We start from the raw sequence: 21,874 nt of genomic DNA, 5'->3' as shown, positions 1-21,874 counted from the left end.
GGGGGCGCCGGCCGCGGCCGGGCTTTTTTGTTCGGCCCCTGTTTCATCTGGGATAAAAAAAAAAAAAGCCCCCCCCCCTGGCCCAGCTCCTACAGGGGATTTGCAAGGGGCATGCCGGGAAAATTGTTGGACAATGGATACGGCATAAAAAAGGCGAGCCCATGGCTCGCCTTTGTCATTTGTGGCCCGTTTCAGGGCAGAACCGAGTAGATGATCGCCGACAGTGCAATCAGGCCGATCAGCACCACGAACACGTTGGACGCCTGTCCCGAGTACTGGCGCAAGGCTGGCACACGGCGGATGGCGTACATCGGCATCAGGAACAACAGGCAGGCAATCACTGGCCCGCCGAGGGTTTCGATCATGCCGAGGATGCTCGGGTTGAACGTCGCCACGGCCCAGCAGCTGAGGATCATGAACAGCGCGGTCGCACGGTTCAGCCAGCTCGCCGACATCACCTTGCCACGACCGCGCAGGCTCTTGACGATCATGCCCTGAAAGCCTTCGCTGGCGCCGATGTAGTGGCCGAGGAAGGATTTGGTGATCGCCACCAGCGCGATCAGCGGCGCGGCGTAAGCGATGACCGGGGTCTGGAAGTGGTTGGCCAGGTACGACAGGATCGAAATGTTCTGCGCCTTCGCTGCTGCCAGATCGGCCGGCGACAGCGCCAGTACGCAGCTGAAGCAGAAGAACATCACCGTCACCACCATCATCCCGTGGGCCATCGCGAGGATGCCACTGCTCTTGCGTTCGGCCTCGGCGCCGTAGCGCTGCTTCTGGTCAACCGCGAAGGCGGAGATGATCGGCGAATGGTTGAACGAGAACACCATCACCGGGATCGCCAGCCACAGGGTCTTGAGGAACGTCGACAGCGGCATCGCTTCCTTGGCGCTGGCGAAGAACGCGCCGTTCCAGTTGGGGATAAGGCTCAGGCCGAGCAACAGCAGCGCGGCGACGAACGGATAGACCAGCACGCTCATGGCTTTGACGATCACGTTCTGCCCGCAGCGCACGATCGCCATCAGGCCGAGGATCAGCGCCAGCGACAGGATTGCCCGAGGTGGCGGGGCGATGTGCAATTGGTGTTCGAGAAAGCTGCTCAAGGTGTTGGTCAGCGCGACGCTGTACACCAGCAGGATCGGGAAGATCGCGAAGAAGTACAGCAGGGTGATCAGCTTGCCGGCACCGATGCCGAAGTGTTCTTCAACGACTTCGGTGATGTCGCCCGAACGCCCGGACAGCACGAAGCGGGTCAGGCCCCGGTGGGCGAAAAAGGTCATCGGGAACGCCAGCAACGCCAGAATCAGCAATGGCCAGAAACCGCCGACACCGGCGTTGATCGGCAGAAACAAAGTGCCGGCACCGATGGCGGTGCCATACAGACCGAGCATCCAGGTGGTGTCGGATTTGCTCCAGCCCTTGTGGGCTATTGCGGTGTTGCGTGTGCGACCTACAGCGGGATTTTCGGCAGCAGGTGTACGTCCACCGGCCTTCGTTTTTGCCTCGTTATTATTTTTGCTCGGGCCCACGGTGGGCGGGCCGCAAGTTGCGGCCCGCCGGGACGGTCAGGCAATGCGCGTCAGCATTCCACCCAGTTCACAGCCAGGCCGCCCCGTGAAGTCTCTTTGTATTTGTCGTGCATGTCGGCGCCGGTATCGCGCATGGTTCGGATTACCCGGTCGAGGGAAATGAAGTGTTTGCCGTCGCCGCGCAGGGCCATTTGCGTGGCGTTGATCGCCTTCACGGCGGCGATGGCATTGCGCTCGATACACGGCACCTGCACCAGGCCGCCGACCGGGTCGCAGGTCAGGCCGAGGTTGTGTTCCAGGCCGATTTCAGCGGCGTTTTCCAGTTGCTCCGGAGTTGCGCCGAGTACTTCAGCGAGGCCCGCCGCGGCCATGGCGCAGGCCGAACCGACTTCGCCCTGGCAGCCGACTTCGGCGCCGGAGATCGAGGCATTTTTCTTACACAGAATGCCGACGGCGGCGGCGCCCATGAAGAAAGCGACGACGTCATCGTCAGACGCGTCTGGATTGAATTTCATGTAGTAGTGCAGAACGGCCGGAATGATCCCGGCCGCGCCATTGGTCGGCGCGGTGACCATGCGCCCGCCGGCAGCGTTCTCTTCGTTGACGGCGAGGGCGAACAGGTTGACCCACTCCATCGCCGACAGCGTCGAACTGATGACATTCGGCTTGCCGATTTCCAGCAGGCTGCGGTGCAATTTCGCCGCGCGGCGCGGCACGTTCAGCCCACCGGGCAGGATGCCTTCGTGGCGCAGGCCTTGCTCGACGCACTCGCGCATCACCGACCAGATGTGCAGCAAGCCGTTACGGATTTCAGTGTCACTGCGCCAGGCCCGTTCGTTGGCCATCATCAATTCCGACACGCGCAAGTTGTGCTGCTTGCACAGGCTCAGCAACTCGGCAGCGCTGGAAAAATCGTACGGCAGCACCACGTCGCCGGCCGGCGCCACACCGGACTCAGCTTCCGCCGCTTCGATGATGAAACCGCCGCCGATCGAGTAGTACGTCTGGGTAAAGAGCTCGGCGCTTTCGCCAAAGGCTGTCAGCGACATGGCGTTGGGGTGGTAGGGCAGGCTTTCGTCCAGCAGCAGGAGATCGTGCTGCCAGTTGAAGGAAATTTCTCGCTGGCCGGCCAGCAGCAACACGCCGCTTTCGCGCAGTTGCTGGATGCGTGGATCGATGGTCGCCGGATCGATGCTGTCCGGCCATTCACCCATCAGGCCCATGACGGTGGCGCGGTCGGTGGCGTGGCCGACACCGGTGGCCGACAGCGAACCGTACAAACGGATTTCCACGCGGCGCACATCGTTGAGCAACCGTTGATCGATCAGCGCCTGGGCGAAGGTCGCGGCGGCGCGCATCGGGCCGACGGTGTGGGAACTGGACGGACCGATGCCGACTTTGAATAGATCGAAAACACTGATAGCCATGCTAAACCCTTACAAGCAATGGAGTAGGAATCGCTGCCATTTTTTGTAGGACAAGCGCAATGTCGGCGATACTGCCTACGTCAGATCTACGTGACCAACGAAACTTCCTAAGAAAGCCTTTAGCAGGACTAAACGATGAGTCGTCAATTGCATGCCCAGACCTACGTCTGGCTGCAGGTGTTTTCCTGTGCCGCGCGGCACCTGTCGTTCACCCGTTGCGCTGAAGAGCTGCACATCACTCCGGGGGCGGTCAGCCAGCAGATTCGCCAACTGGAAGAGCGCCTCGGTTTTCGCCTGTTCCACCGACGAGCGCGGGGCGTGGAGTTGAGTGCGGAAGGCCAGCGGTTAGCGATTACCGTCAACGAGGCCTACGGCAGCATTGATGCGGAATTGCGTCGACTGGATGCGGGGATGATCAGCGGGATTCTGCGGGTGCGTTCGATTCCGTCGTTCCTCAGCAAATGGCTGACCCCGCGTTTGCCGCGTCTGCAGCAGCGCTATCCGGACATCCAGTTGCGCCTGGTGGCCGAGGACAGCAGCGTGCCGTTGCACGAGGGCGATTTCGATCTGGCGATTGACCTGAACGACGGCAGCTATCCGGGACTGTTATCCACAGCCTTGCTCGATGAGCAGATTTTCCCGGTCTGCGCGCCGAGTTTGTTGCGCGGACGCCCGCCGCTGCACGGGCCGGCGGATCTGGTGCATTTCCCGCTGTTGCACGACATCACCGCCTGGCGCGGCAGTTATGAATACGCGGAATGGGAGTTTTATCTGAACGCGATTGGCTTTGAAGGCGCCGACGTACGGCGTGGGCACACGTTCAATCGCAATCACCTGACCATCGAAGCGGCGATCGCCGGCATGGGCGTGGCGATTGCCCGACGCACGTTGCTCAACGATGAACTGGAGCGCGGGACGTTGATTGTGCCGTTCGGGCTGTCGGTGCCCAACCACAAACGCTACGTGCTGCTGTATGCGCCGGGGGCCTTGAGCCATCCGGGCGTGCGCGCGGTGCATGACTGGCTGGTGGAGGAGGCGGGGATTTTCCGCAGCTTGCACCCGTTGAACGACGGGCAATTGTGAGCAGATTTTGCAGGGTTGCGAGGCGACCCAACTCCCGACCTTACCAGTGACTTGCCCGGTTGTCCGGCTTTTTTTGCGAATGAATATTTATCTTTTTTTAGGGGTTGAAATGTTCGCCGGTCGGGCCGATTGTTGTAACCAGGAGGTCAGGAAATCCAACTCAAGGCCTCTGGCGAGCTAGCTGAAATAAGGGATGAACTATGCAAATCCAAGTCAACAGCGATAACCATATTCAAAGCAGTAAGCGACTGGAGGAGTGGGTACGTACAACTATTGAGAGCACGCTCGAACGTTATGAAGAAGACCTGACCCGTGTCGAAGTCCACCTGAGCGACGAGAACGGCGACAAACCAGGTCCCCATGACTTGCGCTGCCAACTGGAAGCGCGGCCAAAAGGCCATCAACCGATTTCCGTCACCCACAAAGCCGATTCGCTGGAACAGGCGATCGACGGTGCAGCCGAAAAACTGGAACACGCGCTGGAGCACCTGTTTGGCAAACTGCGAGGCAAACCCCGCGCCGCCATCGTGCCATTCAGCAAGGCGAATGACGCACTGCTGGAGGAAGAGTTTCTCGAGAACGAACAGGCAGCGATCAACAGTTGATGTGCTGATTTTTCAAGCCACCCCATGAGAACGGGCCTGCGCAAGCAGGCCCGTTTTTGTTTGGTCAATGTGTGGCGAGGGAGCTTGCTCCCGCCGGGCTGCGAAGCAGCCCCAAAACCTGCAACGCCGTTCAACAGTCAGACCGCATCAGCAAGATTTACGGCCGCTTCGCAGCCGAGCGGGAGCAAGCTCCCTCGCCACAGTTGTCAGAAAGCTACAGACGTCTGTACATACACCGTGCGCGGCTCACCCACGTACTTGCCCTTGTTGTTGTCATCGAACGAGCGGGTGAAATACTGGGTGTTGAAGATGTTCTTCACCCCCACCGCCACGTTCAGATCCGACAGTTGCGGGCCGAAGTCGTAACCGGCGCGGCTGCTGAACAGCATGTAACCGGGGATCTTGCCGGTGCTGCCGTCGGCGCTTTCCCTGGAGGTGTTAGCATTGTCGGCGAACTGGTCGCTCTGGAAGCTGCTGTCGACGTTGAGTTTCCACGGGCCTTCGGTGTAACCAACGCCAATCGTGCCCTTGTGTTTTGAAGAGAACGGCACGCGATTGCCCTTGTTCGGCCCGTCTTCACGGATGGTCGCGTCAACATAGGCATAAGTGGCGTACACATCGAAACCGGCGAGTGCCGGGCTCAAGTCATCCAGCGCATAGTTGACGCTGGTCTCGATGCCTTGATGACGGGTCTCGCCCCGGGCGATCACCGAATCGTTGGTCTGGTTGCTTTCGTACTGGTTGTCGAAGTTGATCAGGAACGCACCGATTTCCGCGCGCAGGGTGCCGTTGTCATAACGGGTTCCGAGTTCCCAAGTGCGGGCCTTCTCCGGTTTGACTTCGCCGCTGCTCACACGGTTGGGCATCTGACTGTATTGCACGCTGCCGAACGAACCTTCGGTGTTGGCATAAAGATTCCAACTGTCGCTCAGGTGATACAGCACGTTCAGCGCCGGCAGCGCGGTGTTGTAGTCGCCCTTGTATTTGACGTCGGTCAGGTTGTTGGTCTGCTGCGACTCGATCATCTCGTAGCGCACGCCCGGAGTGATGGTCCACTTGCCGATGTCGATGCGGTCGTCGACGAACAACGCATTGGCTTCGGTGCCACCACGGGTGTCGCGGTCGTTGCGGCTGTCGGTAGTCGGGTATTGGTTGCTGCTGATCGGCGTGCGATAGCGCAACTCGTGGCCGGCCTCGTTGATGTAGCGGTAACCGACGCCGACTTCATGGCTGGTCGGGCCGAGGTCGAAGCCTTGGGCGAAACGTGTTTCGAAACCGCGTACCCAATATTCGCGCGGTGACAGCGAGAGGAAACTGCCCTGATCCAGATAACCGCTGCGCAGGGTCTTGGTGAAGAAAGTGTTGGCGGTGAATTCGCGGCGATCTTCCTGATAGCGATAGCCGAAGTTGAACATTGTGCGGCGACCCCAGAACTGGTCTTTCAGGCGCGTCGACTGATACGGATCGGCGTCGTAATCGGCGACGCTGAGGCCGCCGGGCATGTCGGCCTTGCCTTCGTAATACTGGGCCATGGCGTTGAAGCTGTTGGCCTCGTCGAGCTGGTATTTGCCCTTGAGGATCAGGTCGTCGATTTCGCTGTCGCTGTGTTCACGCCAGTCACCGCCACGGGTGCCGGAGTAAAGCAGCGCGCCGCCCAGACCATTTTCGTTGGTGCCGCCGGCCAGCAGGTTGGCGCTGGTTTTGAAGCCGTCATGGCTCGACGACGGGCTGGTCTCCGTCTGGAAGCCACCCTTGACCGTCGGCGCGTCGGGAATGGCACGGGTCACGAAGTTGACCACCCCGCCGACGTTCTGCGGGCCGTAACGCACCGCGCCGCCGCCACGCACCACGTCCACGGCATCCATGTTGCCCATGCTGATCGGCGCGAACGACAACTGCGGTTGGCCGTACGGTGCGAACGGCACGGGAATGCCGTCCATCAGTACGGTCGAGCGCGCGGCCAGGCGCGGATTGAGGCCGCGAATGCCGAAGTTCAGCGCCATGTCGTGGCTGCCGGTGCCGTTGTTTTCCGGGGCATTGACCCCGGGGATGCGGTTGAGCACGTCGCGCGCCTGAGTCGCGCCTTGACGTTCGAAGTCTTCGCGGCGGATCACATCGCGGGCGCCGGGGTGTTCGAACACGTTGACCTGCGCCGCTTCACCGAGCCAGTCACCGACGACTTTCGAGGTGTCCAGCTCCAGCGCCGTGTCGCCGACCGGTTGCAGGCTGAAGGCATTGTTGCCTTCGGCGCGAGCTTGCAGGCCGGTGCCTTCGAGCAGTGCATCGAGGCCTTCTGCGGTGCTGTAGCTGCCTTCGAGGCCACGGCTTTGCACGCCTCGGGTGATCTGCGAGCCGAAGGAAATCAGCACGCCGGCTTCACGACCAAACTGGTTGAGGGCGTTTTCCAGCGACGCCGGAGCGATGTGGTAAACCCTGGTTTCGGCGGCCATGGCCGGCAGAGCGCTGAAGCTCAGGCTGGCGCCCAGTATGAGGTTGCGCAGGCGACGGGCCAGTGGCGTGAGGCGGGTGGGGTGCATGAAGGGTGATCCTGAGAAGGTTGAATCAACGGGGCTTTCCTTCTCTGTCACGCCAGATCTGAAAAACGGCTCACGGTTTACGAATATTTTTTGCATGACTGATTTTGTGGCGAGGGAGCTTGCTCCCCGTTGGGGCGCAAAGCGGCCCCTGTATTGAGGGCCTGCTGCGCAGGCCAGCGGAGCAAGCTCCCTCGCCACAGTTTTGTTTTAAACCCGCGCCTCTACGCTGACCCAATAGCGGGTAAACCGCCGTACTTTCACCGGCAGACTGATTTGCAGCAGATCAAGAATCCGCTCGCTGTCGTCCAGTGGATAGGTCCCGGAGATCAGCAAGTCGGCCACTTTCGCATCGCAATGCAACTGGCCGCGACGGTAACGCCCGAGCTCTTCAAGGAAGTCGCCCAGGCGCATGTGTGCGGCGATCAGCATGCCGTCGGCCCAGGCGCCGCTGTTGGCGTCCAGTGGCTTGGCTTCGCTGACTGAGGTGGCGCTGAAACTCAGCTGACGGGCAACGGGTAGCCACATCGGCTCGCGCCCGGGGCGGGTCAATTCGACCTGGCCTTCGAATAGCGCCACCTGCGTGCGATCGGCAAATTGCCGGACGTTGAGTCGGGCAGCACTGGTTTTCAACAGCCCTTGCGCCGTGCGCACTTCGAACGCTTGGGCGGTGCTTAGGAGGATCTCGCCTTCCAGCAAACGGATCAGCCGTTGCGTGCTGTCCACGTCCGCTGCGCTCGCGGTGTTGAGCTGCAACTGGCTGCCCGCACCCAGCGTAACCTTGCGGCGCTCCCCCAGCGGGCTGCGGTAATCGGCGAGCAGTGTCGGCAGTGGATTGTGCTCGCGCATGCCCCAGGTGACGGCAGAACCGGCACCGAGAAGCAGCAGCAATTTGAGCGCCTGACGGCGACTGGAAGACTTCTGCCCGTTCAACGCGGCATGGGCCAATGGCGAAGCCACGCCGCGCAAGCGCTGGTTGACCCGCTGCATGTGCTCCCACGCGCGACGATGTTCGCTGTGGGCGTCCAGCCATTGCTGCCAGGCTTGTTGCTGACGCGGGGAGAGCGTCCCCTGCTGCATTTCCATCAGCCAGTGCACGGCCTGTTCGGCCACTTGCGCAGAGAAATCCGGGACGCGGTTCATAGGGCGAAATAGCAGCGCAGGGCGGCTTTTTGCAGATGACGTTTGACCGTGGCCACGGAGATGCCCAGTTCGGCGGCGATTTGCGGATAAGTCAGGCCATCTACCTGCGCCAGCAAAAAGGCGCGCTTGACCAGACGCGGCAAGCCATCGAGCAACTGATCCAGTTCGATCAGGGTTTGCAGGATGATCGCTTTGTCTTCTTCCGATGGCGCAACCATTTCCGGCATCTGCGCCAAGGTGTCGAGGTAGGCGCGTTCCAGATCCTGACGACGGTAATGATTGAACAGCACGCGTTTGGCGAGGGTGGTGAGGAAGGCGCGCGGCTCGATGATCACTGCGGGTTCGCGAGAGCTGAGCACGCGGATGAACGTGTCTTGCGCCAGATCCGCCGCGCTGTCCGGGCAGCCGAGTCTGCGCCGCAACCAGCCGGTGAGCCAGCTGTGGTGGTCGTGGTAGAGCGATTCGACGGGATGGGCGGACGACAAGGGTATTACTCCGGGCGCATGATCGATGCGTTAGAGAACAAGAACTGTTCGCATTGTAGGGGCGGGTGAGGGTGTCCGGCAATCAGATGCTTTTGCGTATGAGAATATTTATCATTAATATTGCTCGCCTGTTGGTTCGGCTCGTTGGCCGGACGTTTTTTCGTTTCAGGGTTGAAACATGAAAGGCAAACTCGCCTCACTTCCCATGTCCTATCGTCTGGCTGTCACTTCGCGGGTGCTGGCGGCGGTGTTCGGCGGCTATCTGGTCGCGGCGCTGGCCAGTGTCGCGTTGACGATGTGGCTGCCGTTGAGCCGCGCCGAAGCGGTGGTGACCGGTATGACCATTTCCTTTCTGGTCTATCTGGTCGCGGTGCTGTGGTGCTTCGCTTGCCGCACGGCGTGGTCGGCGTGGGTCGGTTTGCTGGTGCCCAGCGTGATTCTGGCGACGGTGTCGGGTGCCGCGCGCGGCTTGGGTTACGCATGAAAGAGGGCTTTCGTCAGTCGATGGCCTGGCTGCACACATGGACGGGGCTGGTGTTCGGCTGGTTGCTGTTTGCGATTTTTCTCACCGGAACGCTGGCCTATTTCAAGGATGAGATCAGCCACTGGATGCAGCCGGAAATTCCCTCGCGGCCCATCAATGCCGAAGCGAGCCTGACCCTGGCGCAGAGTTACCTGCAGCAACACGCCGCCGGCGCCTCGCGCTGGCTGATCGACTTGCCCGACGCCCGTGACCCGGGCCTGACGGTGCGCTGGCAGCAGGCGCCGAACGCACCGGGCCAGCGCGGCAAGTTCGAATCCAGAACAATTGACGCGCAGACCGGCAGTGAAGTCCAGGCCCGCGAAAGCCTGGGCGGCGAGTTCTTCTATCGCTTCCATTTCCAGCTGCAAATGCCTTATCCATGGGGCCGCTGGCTGGCGACGATGGCGGCGATGGTGATGTTCGTCGGGCTGATCACCGGCATCATCACCCACAAGAAAATCTTCAAGGACTTCTTCACCTTTCGCCCGCGCAAAGGCCAGCGTTCATGGCTCGACGGGCATAACGCGGTCGGCGTGCTGGTGTTGCCGTTTCACTTGATGATCACCTACAGCAGCCTGGTGATTTTCATGGCGATGGTCATGCCGGCGAGCATTCTGGCATCCTATAACGGCGACGTGCGCACCTTTTACGACGAAGTTTTTCCGGCATCGAAGACCCCTGAGCGAGCCAACCGGGCGGCGCCGCTGAGCCCGATGGCTCCACTTCTGGCCAAGGCCAGCGAGCAGTGGGCGGGAGGCAGCACCGCGCGGCTGACAGTGAACAACCCGGGGGACGCGAATGCCTCGGTGGTGCTGTCGCGCCGTGGCGACCGCGTCGTCCACGATTTCGGTCGCGCGGTGACGTTCAACGGCGTCACCGGCGAGCGCCTCGGCAGCACCCCGGAGCAGCCCGTCGCGATGGCCGTCGGCGGCACGTTCTACGGTTTGCACATGGGCCACTTTGCCGGGTCGACATTGCGCTGGCTGTATTTCATTTGTGGTCTGGCGAGTACTGCGATGATCGGCACCGGGCTGGTGATCTGGCTTGGCAAGCGCCAGCTCAAACACGCCAAGAGCGGCGTGATGCCGTTCGAATTGCGTCTGGTGGAAGTGCTGAACATCGCCAGCATGGCCGGGCTGGTGTTGGCGGTGGCGGTGTTCTTTTTGGCCAATCGCCTGTTGCCGACAGATCTGCTCGGGCGCGCCGTTCAGGAAGTGAATGCGTTTTTTATCGCCTGGGCTTTGAGTGTGGTGCACGCGTTGCTGCGCAAAGGGCGCAAGGCCTGGGTCGAACAGCTCGCGCTGGCTGCCGTGCTGTTTATCGCGGTGCCGCTGATCAATCTGACCACACCGTGGAATCTCGGGGTAACGCTGGCGCAAGGTGACTGGACGCTGGCGGGTTTCGATCTGACTTGCCTGGGCGCAGGTCTGTTCCTCGGCTGGGCCGCATGGAAAATGCAGCGTGCCGGCGGCGCCGTCAGCGTGAAAAAAACATCCCGCGAAAAGCCGCGACCGATCGCGCTTGAGCAGGAGGTCAGCTGATGTTGCTGGCGTTGTTGCTGTGCTATGCCGCGTTCAGTGCGCTGTGTCTGTCGATGCCTCGGCACCACGATGACCTGCTCGGCAACAAACCCTCGGCGCGACGCGCACGGGGTCTGAAACTCGCCGGTTGGCTGTTGCTCGGGCTGTCGCTATGGGCGGCAGTCGCTGCACACGGCTGGAGTTTCGGTCTGGTCGACTGGTTCGCGGTGCTCATGCTCAGCGCTTTGGCATTGGTGCTGTTGCTGCCGTATCGCCCACGTCTGGCCCTCGCACTGGCCGGGTTGAGTCTGCTGGCCAGCCCGGTCGCTGCCTGGGCGCAGGTCTGACATGCTGACCGGTCATCCCCCGGAATCCCGCGACGACGAACCGCACGGCGCGCGTGCGCATTTTCTTCAGGTGTTCCTGTCGCAGCGCTCGCAGATGGAGGCGCTGGTCAACCGGCGCGTCGGCTGCCGGGCCACGGCGGCGGATCTGGTGCAGGATCTGTTTCTGCGTTTCTGGCGACGGCCGCTGGTGCAGGTCGAAGAACTCAGCACCTACCTTTTGCGCTGCGCCGGCAACATCGCCATCGATCACTTGCGCAGCGAAGGCACGCGGGTGCGGGTCAATGAGGGCTGGCAACCGGATGCGCCGGACAGTCACGGCAGCGAACCGCAAGCCGCGCTCGAAGCGGGCAATGATCTGCGCCATGTCGAAGCGGCGTTGCGCGCCTTGCCCGAGCGCACTCGGCAGATCTTTTTGCTCAATCGCATCCACGGCCGCAAATACGCAGACATCGCCAAGGCCATGGGCCTGTCCCAAAGCGCCGTGGAAAAACATATGATGCGCGCCCTCGAGGCCTGCAAGGCCAGCCTGCGCGAACCCGCGCCACGCCTGCCAGGGAAAGCACCGTGAAAGTCACCGACCGCGTCACCCCGACGCCTGCTCAGGAGCAGGCCGCGCTCGCCTGGCTGAGCCTGCTGCACGACCGCCCGAGCACCGGCGATCAACTGACCTTCAGCCAATGGCTGCGCGCCGACCCGGCCCACGCCGAGGCCTACGCCCAGGCGCAAGTGCTCTGGGAGTTGAGCGAAAGTCCGGCGCGTACCTTGGCCGATGAAGAGGCGTTGGCGTTGCAGGGCTACCTCAATGCGATGGATCGTCCGCGTCGTTCAACGCTGCTGCGCTGGTCGGGCGCGCTGGCGATGGCCGCGTGTCTGATGCTGATGATCAGCCTTGGCACGGGTTGGCAGCCGCAGCGCTGGATCGATGATCTGGGTGCCGATTACGTTTCGGCACCGGGCGAGATCCGCACCGTGACCCTGGCCGATCAATCGCAAGTCACGCTGGATGCCGACAGCGCCATCGCGGTGGATTTCAGTCATGGCGAGCGGCATGTGCAATTGCGTCGCGGTGCCGGATTTTTCAGTGTCACGCATACGGGGGATCCGTTTGTGGTCGCGGCGGAGAAGGGTGAGGCGCGGGTGCTCGGCACGCAGTTCGAAGTGCGTCTGCAGCCCGGTGGTGCGCAAGTCACGGTGCTGTCCGGGCGTGTTGGCGTGGCGGCGAATCGCAACGCGCAACAGCAGATTCTGACCGCCGGCCAGCAAGTGGCTTACGGGCAGGGCATTGCGGAAAAATCGCACGCGGTGGACAGCGAAGCGCAATTGGCCTGGCGCCAAGGCTGGCTGAATTACTACAAGGCGTCGCTGGCCGACGTGGTGGAGGATCTGCGGCGCTATTACCCGGGGCGGATTGTTGTGCTCAATGATGAGTTGGCTGCGCGCAAAGTCAGCGGCAGTTTTCCGAGCAAGGATCCGCAGGCGGTGCTCAGTCCTCTGCAGGGTGTGATGGGGTTTGAGCAGCATCAGGTGCGGGGGCATCTGATTATTTTGCGCTGAGCCTGCCGGCGCCATCGCGAGCAGGCTCACCCCTACATTTGGAATGCGTTCCCCCTGTAGGAGTGAGCCTGCTCGCGATAGCGTTCTTTCAGACACCAAAAAATATTTTCAAATGAGTGGTGAGGTAAACCGCAGCCCCATCCGTGTAGTGACTGAAACTGCGAGTCATTCGCATCCGTTGCGGTTCTACACAGGTCATTGAGCAATGAAGTCCAGGGCAAAATCGGGTTCGGTCAAACAGTGGTTGGGTGTTTCGGCATTGAGTTTTTCCGCATTGGCGCTGTTGCCGCTGAGTGTGGCGCTGGCCGCTGAAACCGTCAGCAGTCCGACACAGAAACAGTTCAGTTTCTCCCTGAGCGCCAAACCACTGCCCCAGGCTCTGAGCGACTTCAGCCGCGTCACCGGGCAAAGCGTGGTCTACACCGATGAAGCGCCGTACGGCCTCAACGCCCCGGCCGTCAGCGGCCAGATGAGCGCCGAACAGGCGCTGCAACGCCTGCTCAGTGGTTCCGGCATGACCTTTCGCCGTACCGACAGCCACACCCTGGCGCTGGAACCGCAACCCACCGCAGGCGCACTCAATCTTGGCGCGACCACCATCACGTCGATGCGTGACGAGTCGATGAGCTATCAGCCGCCGCAGACCAGTTCGGTGATGCGCTCCTCGGCTTCGCTGCAGGAAATCCCGCAGACCGTCAACGTGATCCCGGCCCAGGTCATTCGCGATCAGGCCCCGCGCAATCTCGACGATGCGTTGGCCAACGTCAGCGGCATCACCCAGGGCAACACCTTGGGCAGCACCCAGGACTCGGTGATGACCCGTGGCTTCGGCGACAACCGCAATGGCTCGATCATGCGCGATGGCATGCCGATCGTGCAGGGCCGTGGCATGAACGCGACGGTCGATCGGGTCGAAGTGCTCAAGGGCCCGGCCTCGTTGCTCTACGGCATTCAGGATCCGGGCGGCGTGGTCAACCTGGTCAGCAAGAAGCCGGAACTGACTCAATACAACGCCCTGACCCTGCGCGGTTCCACCTACGGCGACGGCAAGAATGGCAGCGGTGGCACCTTCGACAGCACCGGGGCGCTGGGCGAATCCGGGCTGGCCTATCGGCTGGTGCTGGACCATGAAGACGAAGATTACTGGCGCAACTACGGCACTCACCGCGAGACGCTGATCGCGCCGTCGCTGGCCTGGTTCGGCGAGCGTACCAAGCTGTCGTTCGGCTATGAACACCGCGAGTTTCTCACCCCGTTCGACCGGGGCACGGTAATCGATCCGCGCACCAACCATCCGCTGGACATCTCGCGCAACGAGCGTCTGGACGAGCCGTTCAACGACATGGAAGGCCGTTCCGACTTGTACCACTTCGAAGCCGACCACGAACTCAACGACGACTGGAAAGCCCATTTTGGCTACAGCTGGAACCGCGAAACCTACGACGCCAGCCAGGTACGCGTGACCGCCATCGACACCAAAAAAGGCACGCTGACCCGCAGCATGGACGGCACGCAAGGCGCGATCAGCACTGACCGCTTCACCACCGCCAGCCTTGAGGGCAAGGTCAACCTGCTGGGCATGCAGCATGATCTGGTGTTCGGCGTTGACGACGAGTACCGCAAGATCTACCGCGCTGACCTGATCCGCCAGAAAAGCCTGAGCACCTTCAGCTACGTCAACCCGGTCTACGGCCGCGAAGTCGAAGGCACCACGGTCAGTCCGGCGGACAGTGCGCAGACCGATCTGCTGCGCAGCGATTCGGTGTTTCTGCAGGACTCGATCCATCTCAATGATCAGTGGATTCTGGTCGCCGGCGGGCGCTTCCAGGAGTACGACCAGTACGCCGGCAAAGGCGTGCCGTTCAAGGCCAACACCGACAGCAACGGGCAGAAATTCGTGCCTCGCGCGGGGCTGGTGTATCGCTACACCGACGAGTTGTCGTTCTACGGCAGCTACACCGAATCGTTCAAACCCAACTCGACCATCGCCCCGCTCAGCGGCAGCAGCACCGTGCTCGACGGCAGCATTGCGCCGGAAGAGGCCAAGTCGTGGGAACTGGGTGCGCGTCTGGATATGCCGGGGCGCATCACCGGCAATATCGCGCTGTTCGACATCAAGAAGCGCAACGTGCTGGTCTCCAATTCTGAAGGCCCAACCACCATTTACAGCGCGGCTGGCGAAGTGCGTTCCCGGGGTCTGGAACTGGACCTGACCGGGCAGTTGACCGATCGCTGGAGCCTGATCGGCGCCTATGCCTACACCGATGCCGAGGTCACCGAAGACCCGGACTACAAAGGCAATCGCTTGCAAAACGTGGCGAAGAACAGCGGTTCATTGTCGGCGGTGTATGACTTCGGCAGCGTGATGGGTGGCGACCAACTGCGGGTCGGTGCCGGGGCGCGGTATGTCGGCGAACGCGCGGGCAATGCGGTGAATGATTTCGACCTGCCGAGCTACACCGTGGCCGATGCGTTTGCCACTTACGACACCAGACTCGAAGGGCAGAAGGTCAAGTTCCAGCTCAACGTGAAGAACCTGTTCGACCGCACCTACTACACCTCGGCGGCGAGCCGGTTCTTTGTGTCGATGGGCGATTCGCGGCAGATTTCGTTGTCGAGCACTTTGGAGTTCTGATCCAGGACCGCGTCATCGTTCTTCGCGAGCAAGCCCGCTCCCACACTGGATCGTGTTATTCACACAATCTGAGTTCACTCTGAACCCTGTGGGAGCGGGCTTGCTCGCGAAACGGCCCGATCAGGCAATAAAAATCGCGGATCTAACGCAAAAACGCCTGCCGATATTCCCCAGGCGTCCCACCCAATACCTGCCGAAACCGGTTGGTGAAATGACTGGCACTGGTAAACCCGCACACCAGTGCAATCTCCCCCAGCGGCAACGCCGTCGCGTGCAACAACTCCCGCGCCCGGCTCAAGCGTCGCGCCAGCACGTACTGATGCGGCGGCAGGCCGAAGCTCACGCGAAACATCCGCGCAAAGTGGTATTCCGACAGCGCACACAGCCCGGCCAGTTGCCCGAGGCTGATCGGCTCGGCCAACTGATTGTCGATGAACTCGACCAGTTGCCGCCGCTGATGGGGCGCCAGTCCGCCCTTGAGGCGCACACCCTGCCGGGCGCCGACCTGGCTGAGCAGGGTATGGCTGATCAATTCATGCGCAATGCTGCTGGTCAGCAGGCGTTCGGCCGGTTCGTCCCAATTCAGTGTCAGTAACTGACGAAAGCGTCGGGCCTGCTGCGGATCTTCCAGAAAGGTCTGCTCGCGCAACTGCATCTCTCGCGGCTCGCGATCCAGCAGCGTGACGCAACCCAAGGCAAATTGTTCGGCGCTGAAATACAGATGAGCGAGACGCAGATCGCCGTTGATCACCCAGCCCGATTGGTGATCGGCGGGCAGGATGCACAACTTGTCCGGTCCGCCCTTGCGCCCCGGTTGGCCACGGCGAAAGGTGCCCGTGCCCCCGGCGATGTAGCAGGAAAGCGTGTGGTGGCTCGGCGTTTCGTACTCCTGGGCATCGTGGTGGTTGGTCCACAGGGCCGCAGACAAGCCGTCACCGAGATCGGCGCTGTGCAACAGGCGTGCATTCGGCGAGCGGTTGAGGGCTTGGAAGACTTGCAGGGTATCGATAGCGGCCATATTCGGTTCTCTCCAACGCCTTGCATCCTACTCCGTAGCTTTCGCGCTGCCAGCCTGTCGAGCGACAAAAGCGCAAGAATCTGCAAGCGCCCCGATCGTTGCTGTCGCACCCTGAACCTCCATACAACACAACCCTGTGGCGAGGGCGCTTGCTCCCGCCGGGCTGCGCAGCGGACCCATCAGTGAGTGCTGCGCACTCAAGCGCGAGCAAGCTCGCTTGCCACAGAGTGCCCGGTGTTCTCAGGAGTTTCGTCATGAACCTTTCGCTGTATCTGCTGACCGTGCTGATCTGGGGCACCACCTGGATTGCCCTGAAATGGCAACTGGGCGTGGTGGCGATTCCGGTGTCGATCGTTTATCGCTTCGGTCTCGCCGCGCTGGTGCTGTTCGTGCTGTTGCTGCTCAGTCGGCGGCTGCAACCGATGAATCGGCGCGGACATCTGATCTGTGTGGCGCAGGGGCTGTGCCTGTTCTGCGTCAACTTCATGTGCTTTCTGACCGCCAGCCAGTGGATTCCCAGCGGGCTGGTGGCGGTGGTGTTTTCCACGGCCACTTTGTGGAATGCGCTCAATGCACGCGTGTTCTTCGGTCAGCGCATTGCGCGCAACGTGTTGATGGGCGGCGCGCTCGGTTTGTTCGGTCTGGGAATGCTGTTCTGGCCGGAACTGGCCGGCCATCACGCCAGCCCTGAAACGTTGCTTGGTCTTGGCCTGGCGCTGTGTGGCACCTTGTGTTTTTCGGCGGGCAATATGCTGTCGAGCCTGCAGCAGAAGGCAGGCTTGAAACCCTTGACCACCAATGCCTGGGGCATGGCTTATGGTGCGGCGATGTTGTCGGTGTGGTGTCTGGTCAATGGCATTGCGTTCGACATGGAGTGGTCACCGCGTTACGTCGGGGCGTTACTGTATCTGGTGATCCCCGGTTCGGTGATCGGCTTCACCGCTTACCTGACGCTGGTCGGACGTATGGGGCCGGAACGTGCGGCGTATTGCACCGTGCTGTTTCCGGTGGTGGCACTGAACGTGTCAGCGTTTGCTGAAGGTTATCAGTGGACGGCACCGGCGTTGTTCGGGCTGGTGTTGGTGATGCTGGGTAATGTCTTGGTGTTTCGTAAGCCGAAAACGCTGGTGGCGCCGGTGCAGGGGAAGTTGGTATGAAACAAATGATCACTGAACATCAGCGCTCGACTTTCAAGGTGATGTAAATCATCACTGGCAATATAAAATCTACGATATGCCGGGCCCAGTCCTTGGCATTCCATGATTGGGAAGTGTCCATGTCAAACCATTCCACGCCCACGGTTTGCAGGCACACGTAATAAATGAAAATTGCCGCCAGTATGCCCATGATCGAGAACTTTTTTGCCTCGTGGAATACCTCTGCAGGCGCATTGATGTGCCGATAGAGTTGATAGGTGCCTATCAGGCACAACGCTGTATACGTCACTTCCAGTGTGATGATGAACCAATAGATCCGGTGGTGAATCATCGGTGAGTCGATGGCTCGGTATTTTATGGACTCACTGGCGGTGGTTGTGTCCATGCTCAGGATATGAGCCACGTACGTGTAGTTCGAGTCATAGTCGGTAAAGTTGTGAATCATCACCAATACACCAAAGAAGCTGATGTAAGCCATTAATATAACTTTGCTGTAGCGAATAACTTTATCGGTTGTCAGGTTGTTCACGGGATTAGCTCTCCATAGCAGTGGTCGAACATTCGATTGCCAGGGCAGAGCTTATAATGCTGTTGTTAAGTTGGCTTTGTTGTTCAATTTCAAGTTGTGTAGGGCGGCAACTAACGGGCAAGTGTGGTTTTGCACTTGCCCGTCATTTTTTATCCGCGCCAGACTTGCGGATTGACCAGGTCCTGCGGGCGTTCGCCGAGCAGCGCGCTGCGCAGATTGGCCAGTGCTCGATCGGCCATGGCTTCGCGCGTTTCATTCGTGGCGGAGCCAATGTGCGGCAATGTCACAGCATTTTTCAACTGGAACAGCGGCGACTCGGCCAGCGGTTCTTTCTCGTAGACGTCCAGTCCGGCGCCACGGATGCGATTGTTTTGCAGGGCTTCGATCAGCGCCTTCTCGTCGACCACCGGGCCACGGGAGATGTTGACCAAAATCGCCCCCGGCTTCATCAACGCCAATTCGCGATGGCTGATCAGGTGGCGGGTCTTGTCGCTGAGCGGCACCACCAGGCAGACGAAGTCGGCTTCGGCCAGCAGTTGGTCAAGGCTGCGGAATTGCGCGCCGAGTTGCTGTTCCAGTTCGGTCTTGCGGCTGTTGCCGCTGTAGATAATCGGCATGTTGAAGCCGAAATGGCCACGGCGGGCGACGGCGGCGCCGATATTGCCCATGCCGACGATGCCCAGGGTTTTGCCGTGGACGTCACAGCCGAACAACGGTGCGCCGACGCTGGCCTGCCATTGGCCGGCCTTGGTCCAGGCGTCGAGTTCGGCGACGCGGCGGGCGCTGCTCATGATCAGGGCGAAGGCGAGGTCGGCGGTGCTTTCGGTGAGTACGTCGGGGGTGTTGGTGAGCATGATCCCGCGTTCATTGAAGTAGTCGAGGTCGTAGTTGTCGTAGCCGACGGAGACGCTGGAGACTACTTCGAGTTTTGTGGCGGTTTCGAGTTGGGCTTTGCCGAGTTTGCGGCCGACGCCGATCAGGCCGTGGGCGTGGGAGAGGGCTTCGTTGAATTGGGCGTTGATGTCGCCGTTCTTCGGGTTGGGGACGATGACGTCGAACTCTTGCTGCAGGCGTTCGATCATGGGTGGGGTGATGCGGCTGAAGGCCAGGACTGTTTTTTTCATCGCTATGGGCTCGGCTTCTGGGCTTTATTGCCAAGCAAGCTAACATTTCTGTTTTGGGTTGTCTTGGCGGCCTCTGGGCCGACCATGCTTTGGGTTGATGGGGGACATATCCGTTGCTTCGGGTGCTGCTGCTGGCGGTTTCGCTCTTACAGCGACTCCCTTTGGCAAACGCCCCAAAGGAAGCAAAGGTCTTGGCCCCTGCGTTCGGCCCTCGCTTAGGCTCGGGTTCCTTCGTTGCGGGGTTCATCCGGGGGCATCGCCTCCGGTTTGCTTCGCTGCACCTCCTCTCGATGTGTTTGGCTGCGCCAAACGGTCGCTGCGCTCCCACCCCCGGATAAACCCCTCCACTCAGCCTGCCGATGGGGCCGCCACGGCAAGATCAAGAGCTTTCGGCGAGCTGACACTCGGCCATTTGAGTGGTGAAGAGCATGCGGTCTGTCTGGACTGCTTTGCTTTTCTGTAGGAGTGAGCCTGCTCGCGATGGCGGCCTGACAGCCGACCAGGCTCTAACTGACTCACCCCATTCCCCCTGTGGGAGCGGGCTTGCTAGCGATGGCGGTCTGACAGCCGACCAGTTTCTAACTGACTCACCCCAATCCCCCTGTGGGAGCGGGCTTGCTCGCGAAAGCGGTGTGTCAGTCATCGAAAGTGTTGGATGTGCTGACGCCTTCGCGAGCAAGCCCGCTCCCACAATGGCTCAGCTGTGTGCTGCAGATTGGCTCACTTCCACATTATCCAGCACCCGATTCACCGCCAGCTCGGCCAGCATGATGATCTGCTGGATCGCCAGTATCGTCTGTCGCTGCGGGCTTTCGACATAGGCCGCAATGTCGCTGGTCATGATGCTTGCCGAGGCCAGTGATTCGCAGGCGTGAACCAGCAGGCTTTCGTTGTCCATGTCGGGGGCGACCTGGAACATGCTGCTGGGTTTGTGGAATCTCACAGCGGCGGCGGAAGGTTTCAGGTAATGGTCGAGTGCACGCTCGGCGGCGTCGTGGAGCTTTTTTGAATCGAGGGATTCGTAGGGGGAGGTGCTTTCGGCTTGGGGCGGATTGGGTGTCGGTTTGAGCATGGTGGAACTCCATTCGGGATGTGGAGTTCGCCACGTACTGCGACCAAGCAATAGGGTGGCGAACCGTACGCAGGTTGGTCGACCAGGGAATGGAAACCCGGCAGGGCCAAGGCCCTCCCACGCACAGCTCGCCATTAAGCAAGCTTAAAAAGTGCGCCATTCTAAACCCGGACGACCAAGTCCGGTCGTTGATTCGTCAACGACCCCCTGAGCCTATCCACCCCACTTCCGAGTCACAACCGTCAAAACCTGTCGGAAAACTCCCTTCAAATCACCGCTTTTGTAGGAGCTGCCGTAGGCTGCGATCTTTTGATTTTTAAACATCAAGGGCAAAAGATCGCAGCCTGCGGCAGCTCCTACAGTGAACACCGTGTGTTGAAAATCAGTTGGCGACGCGGGCTCCGGCGAGGCTCCCACTCAACTCATACGCCGCCAGTTCCGCCTGATGCGCCGCCAATATCTCCGGCAGTGACCCGCGCAAATACTCGACCCAGGTCTTGATCTTCGCATCCAGGTACTGCCGCGAAGGGTAGATCGCGTACAGGTTGAGTTCCTGCGAGCGGTAGTTCGGCATCATCCGCACCAGCGTGCCGTTGCGCAGGCCTTCGATGGCGGCGTAGACCGGCAGGACGCCGACGCCCATGCCGCTGATGATCGCGGCTTTCATCGCGTCGGCGGAGTTCACCAGGAACGGCGAGCTGTTGATGGTGACCATTTCCTGGCCGTCCGGGCCGTTGAAGGCCCATTTTTCCAGGGGGATCACCGGGCTGACGAGGCGCAGGCAGGCGTGGTTCAGCAGGTCTGCGGGTTTTTGCGCGCAGCCGTTGGCTTTCACATAGGCCGGGGAGGCGCAGACGATGCTGTAGGTGATGCCCAGGCGTTGCGAGACGAAGCCCGAGTCCGGCAGTTCGCTGGCGAGCACGATGGACACGTCGTAGCCCTCGTCGAGCAGGTCCGGCACGCGGTTGGCCATGGTCAGGTCGAAGGTCACGTCCGGGTGGGTCTTGCGGTAGCGGGCGATGGCGTCGATCACGAAGTGCTGGCCGATGCCGGTCATGGTGTGCACTTTCAACTGGCCGGCGGGACGGGCGTGGGCCTGGCTGGCCTCGGCTTCGGCTTCTTCGACATAGGCCAGGATCTGTTCGCAGCGCAGCAGGTAGCGCTTGCCGGCCTCGGTCAGGGCGATGCGCCGGGTCGTGCGATTGAGCAGGCGGGTTTGCAGGTGGGCTTCCAGGTTGGAGACCGCGCGCGAGACGTTGGCCGTGGTGGTGTCGAGTTGCACGGCAGCGGCGGTGAAGCTGCCGGCTTCGGCCACACAACTGAAGGCGCGCATGTTTTGCAATGTGTCCATGGGGTGCTCTCAAGGGAGATGGCAAATTGTGACACGAAGTTTCAGGGGCTGAGACCCCCGACCAACGGATTATCTCGTTAACGGTAACAAAGATTCACAGGAATCCCAGCTTATCGCCACCAAGGCGCCCACCTAGAATTGCGCCGTTGTGGGAGGGGGGTGGGTCGGGGGAGCGGGTTTCTCTTCCTCCCGGCGGCTTCTTATCGGACGCCTTCGCCGCCCAGCCCGCCCCCCCCAG

At 61.0% G+C, this 21,874-nt stretch carries 19 protein-coding genes; 9 read left to right on the top strand and 10 right to left on the bottom strand.

Annotated features, from left to right (window positions below):
• Positions 1 to 191: 191 nt before the first annotated feature.
• Both LVD08_RS08130 and LVD08_RS08125 read right to left on the bottom strand, forming a co-directional pair.
• Entirely contained in the window at positions 192 to 1,529 is a 1,338-nt protein-coding gene (locus tag LVD08_RS08130; RefSeq protein ID WP_342453866.1) for an HAAAP family serine/threonine permease, read from the bottom strand.
• A 50-nt stretch (positions 1,530 to 1,579) separates the two neighbouring features.
• Positions 1,580 to 2,956: an L-serine ammonia-lyase gene (locus LVD08_RS08125; RefSeq protein ID WP_247267884.1), complete on the bottom strand. Its 1,377-nt coding sequence runs from the start codon at positions 2,954 to 2,956 to the stop codon at positions 1,580 to 1,582.
• 135 nt (positions 2,957 to 3,091) lie between these two features.
• Here LVD08_RS08125 and LVD08_RS08120 point away from each other — a divergent pair, with 135 nt between their 5' ends.
• Positions 3,092 to 4,039, top strand: coding sequence for a LysR substrate-binding domain-containing protein (locus LVD08_RS08120; protein WP_007914183.1), 948 nt, complete (start codon positions 3,092 to 3,094; stop codon positions 4,037 to 4,039).
• 200 nt (positions 4,040 to 4,239) lie between these two features.
• The gene (locus LVD08_RS08115; RefSeq protein WP_027610895.1) at positions 4,240 to 4,644 is read left to right on the top strand and encodes an HPF/RaiA family ribosome-associated protein; all 405 of its coding nucleotides are present in this window, start codon (positions 4,240 to 4,242) and stop codon (positions 4,642 to 4,644) included.
• Between the two features lie 206 nt (positions 4,645 to 4,850).
• On the opposite strand, the gene fecA is transcribed toward LVD08_RS08115, so the two are convergent.
• The 3 genes from fecA to LVD08_RS08100 all read right to left on the bottom strand — a co-directional run bounded on the left by fecA (position 4,851) and on the right by LVD08_RS08100 (position 8,806).
• Positions 4,851 to 7,181: a TonB-dependent Fe(3+) dicitrate receptor FecA gene (gene fecA / locus LVD08_RS08110; RefSeq protein WP_247267883.1), complete on the bottom strand. Its 2,331-nt coding sequence runs from the start codon at positions 7,179 to 7,181 to the stop codon at positions 4,851 to 4,853.
• 207 nt (positions 7,182 to 7,388) lie between these two features.
• Positions 7,389 to 8,321, bottom strand: coding sequence for a DUF4880 domain-containing protein (locus LVD08_RS08105; RefSeq protein WP_247267882.1), 933 nt, complete (start codon positions 8,319 to 8,321; stop codon positions 7,389 to 7,391).
• The gene (locus tag LVD08_RS08100) at positions 8,318 to 8,806 is read right to left on the bottom strand and encodes a sigma-70 family RNA polymerase sigma factor (protein WP_115988181.1); all 489 of its coding nucleotides are present in this window, start codon (positions 8,804 to 8,806) and stop codon (positions 8,318 to 8,320) included. Before LVD08_RS08100 ends, LVD08_RS08105 begins: the two co-directional genes overlap by 4 nt.
• A 178-nt stretch (positions 8,807 to 8,984) precedes the next feature.
• Here LVD08_RS08100 and LVD08_RS08095 point away from each other — a divergent pair, with 178 nt between their 5' ends.
• From LVD08_RS08095 to LVD08_RS08070, 6 genes are all read left to right on the top strand, one after another.
• Entirely contained in the window at positions 8,985 to 9,290 is a 306-nt protein-coding gene (locus tag LVD08_RS08095; RefSeq protein ID WP_007967542.1) for a DUF3649 domain-containing protein, read from the top strand.
• The gene (locus LVD08_RS08090) at positions 9,287 to 10,870 is read left to right on the top strand and encodes a PepSY-associated TM helix domain-containing protein (RefSeq protein WP_247267881.1); all 1,584 of its coding nucleotides are present in this window, start codon (positions 9,287 to 9,289) and stop codon (positions 10,868 to 10,870) included. Before LVD08_RS08095 ends, LVD08_RS08090 begins: the two co-directional genes overlap by 4 nt.
• Positions 10,870 to 11,196: a DUF3325 domain-containing protein gene (locus tag LVD08_RS08085; protein WP_247267880.1), complete on the top strand. Its 327-nt coding sequence runs from the start codon at positions 10,870 to 10,872 to the stop codon at positions 11,194 to 11,196. The genes LVD08_RS08090 and LVD08_RS08085 overlap by 1 nt, the downstream gene beginning before the upstream one ends.
• A 1-nt stretch (position 11,197) precedes the next feature.
• Positions 11,198 to 11,764, top strand: a complete 567-nt coding sequence (locus LVD08_RS08080) for an RNA polymerase sigma factor (RefSeq protein WP_064586043.1) — start codon at positions 11,198 to 11,200, stop codon at positions 11,762 to 11,764.
• Positions 11,761 to 12,750 (top strand): FecR family protein, encoded by a 990-nt coding sequence (locus LVD08_RS08075; protein WP_247267879.1) that lies wholly within the window; start codon positions 11,761 to 11,763, stop codon positions 12,748 to 12,750. The genes LVD08_RS08080 and LVD08_RS08075 overlap by 4 nt, the downstream gene beginning before the upstream one ends.
• A 205-nt stretch (positions 12,751 to 12,955) precedes the next feature.
• Positions 12,956 to 15,385 (top strand): TonB-dependent siderophore receptor, encoded by a 2,430-nt coding sequence (locus LVD08_RS08070; protein WP_247267878.1) that lies wholly within the window; start codon positions 12,956 to 12,958, stop codon positions 15,383 to 15,385.
• 142 nt (positions 15,386 to 15,527) lie between these two features.
• Here LVD08_RS08070 and LVD08_RS08065 read toward each other — a convergent pair whose 3' ends face one another.
• Entirely contained in the window at positions 15,528 to 16,403 is an 876-nt protein-coding gene (locus LVD08_RS08065) for a helix-turn-helix domain-containing protein (RefSeq protein WP_247267877.1), read from the bottom strand.
• 254 nt (positions 16,404 to 16,657) lie between these two features.
• Here LVD08_RS08065 and LVD08_RS08060 point away from each other — a divergent pair, with 254 nt between their 5' ends.
• Positions 16,658 to 17,560 (top strand): DMT family transporter, encoded by a 903-nt coding sequence (locus LVD08_RS08060; RefSeq protein ID WP_247267876.1) that lies wholly within the window; start codon positions 16,658 to 16,660, stop codon positions 17,558 to 17,560.
• A 19-nt stretch (positions 17,561 to 17,579) separates the two neighbouring features.
• Here the strand turns inward: LVD08_RS08060 and LVD08_RS08055 are convergent, their stop codons facing one another.
• The 4 genes from LVD08_RS08055 to LVD08_RS08040 all read right to left on the bottom strand — a co-directional run bounded on the left by LVD08_RS08055 (position 17,580) and on the right by LVD08_RS08040 (position 21,636).
• Positions 17,580 to 18,089, bottom strand: coding sequence for a DUF2165 family protein (locus tag LVD08_RS08055; protein WP_247267875.1), 510 nt, complete (start codon positions 18,087 to 18,089; stop codon positions 17,580 to 17,582).
• 149 nt (positions 18,090 to 18,238) lie between these two features.
• Positions 18,239 to 19,213, bottom strand: coding sequence for a 2-hydroxyacid dehydrogenase (locus LVD08_RS08050; protein WP_247267874.1), 975 nt, complete (start codon positions 19,211 to 19,213; stop codon positions 18,239 to 18,241).
• Positions 19,214 to 19,910: 697 nt separating this feature from the next.
• Positions 19,911 to 20,285: a DUF6124 family protein gene (locus tag LVD08_RS08045; protein ID WP_247267873.1), complete on the bottom strand. Its 375-nt coding sequence runs from the start codon at positions 20,283 to 20,285 to the stop codon at positions 19,911 to 19,913.
• 382 nt (positions 20,286 to 20,667) lie between these two features.
• Positions 20,668 to 21,636, bottom strand: a complete 969-nt coding sequence (locus tag LVD08_RS08040; protein WP_027610909.1) for a LysR family transcriptional regulator — start codon at positions 21,634 to 21,636, stop codon at positions 20,668 to 20,670.
• Positions 21,637 to 21,874: the final 238 nt, after the last annotated feature.

This window comes from Pseudomonas sp. YL2 (assembly GCF_023063025.1).
GTDB classification, from domain to species: domain Bacteria; phylum Pseudomonadota; class Gammaproteobacteria; order Pseudomonadales; family Pseudomonadaceae; genus Aquipseudomonas; species Aquipseudomonas putida_A.
Note: the sequence above shows the minus strand (reverse complement) of the source record. Positions and strands in the feature narration are given on the sequence as shown.

What these genes read in the sequence shown, in the direction of transcription:
- LVD08_RS08090 (WP_247267881.1), top strand. Translation starts at nt 9,287, where the DNA reads ATGAAAGAGGGCTTTCGTCAGTCGATGGCCTGGCTGCACACATGGACG.
- fecA (WP_247267883.1), bottom strand. Translation starts at nt 7,181, where the DNA reads ATGCACCCCACCCGCCTCACGCCACTGGCCCGTCGCCTGCGCAACCTC.
- LVD08_RS08060 (WP_247267876.1), top strand. Translation starts at nt 16,658, where the DNA reads ATGAACCTTTCGCTGTATCTGCTGACCGTGCTGATCTGGGGCACCACC.
- LVD08_RS08045 (WP_247267873.1), bottom strand. Translation starts at nt 20,285, where the DNA reads ATGCTCAAACCGACACCCAATCCGCCCCAAGCCGAAAGCACCTCCCCC.
- LVD08_RS08085 (WP_247267880.1), top strand. Translation starts at nt 10,870, where the DNA reads ATGTTGCTGGCGTTGTTGCTGTGCTATGCCGCGTTCAGTGCGCTGTGT.
- LVD08_RS08080 (WP_064586043.1), top strand. Translation starts at nt 11,198, where the DNA reads ATGCTGACCGGTCATCCCCCGGAATCCCGCGACGACGAACCGCACGGC.
- LVD08_RS08065 (WP_247267877.1), bottom strand. Translation starts at nt 16,403, where the DNA reads ATGGCCGCTATCGATACCCTGCAAGTCTTCCAAGCCCTCAACCGCTCG.
- LVD08_RS08120 (WP_007914183.1), top strand. Translation starts at nt 3,092, where the DNA reads ATGAGTCGTCAATTGCATGCCCAGACCTACGTCTGGCTGCAGGTGTTT.
- LVD08_RS08115 (WP_027610895.1), top strand. Translation starts at nt 4,240, where the DNA reads ATGCAAATCCAAGTCAACAGCGATAACCATATTCAAAGCAGTAAGCGA.
- LVD08_RS08070 (WP_247267878.1), top strand. Translation starts at nt 12,956, where the DNA reads ATGAAGTCCAGGGCAAAATCGGGTTCGGTCAAACAGTGGTTGGGTGTT.
- LVD08_RS08125 (WP_247267884.1), bottom strand. Translation starts at nt 2,956, where the DNA reads ATGGCTATCAGTGTTTTCGATCTATTCAAAGTCGGCATCGGTCCGTCC.
- LVD08_RS08050 (WP_247267874.1), bottom strand. Translation starts at nt 19,213, where the DNA reads ATGAAAAAAACAGTCCTGGCCTTCAGCCGCATCACCCCACCCATGATC.
- LVD08_RS08095 (WP_007967542.1), top strand. Translation starts at nt 8,985, where the DNA reads ATGAAAGGCAAACTCGCCTCACTTCCCATGTCCTATCGTCTGGCTGTC.
- LVD08_RS08040 (WP_027610909.1), bottom strand. Translation starts at nt 21,636, where the DNA reads ATGGACACATTGCAAAACATGCGCGCCTTCAGTTGTGTGGCCGAAGCC.
- LVD08_RS08105 (WP_247267882.1), bottom strand. Translation starts at nt 8,321, where the DNA reads ATGAACCGCGTCCCGGATTTCTCTGCGCAAGTGGCCGAACAGGCCGTG.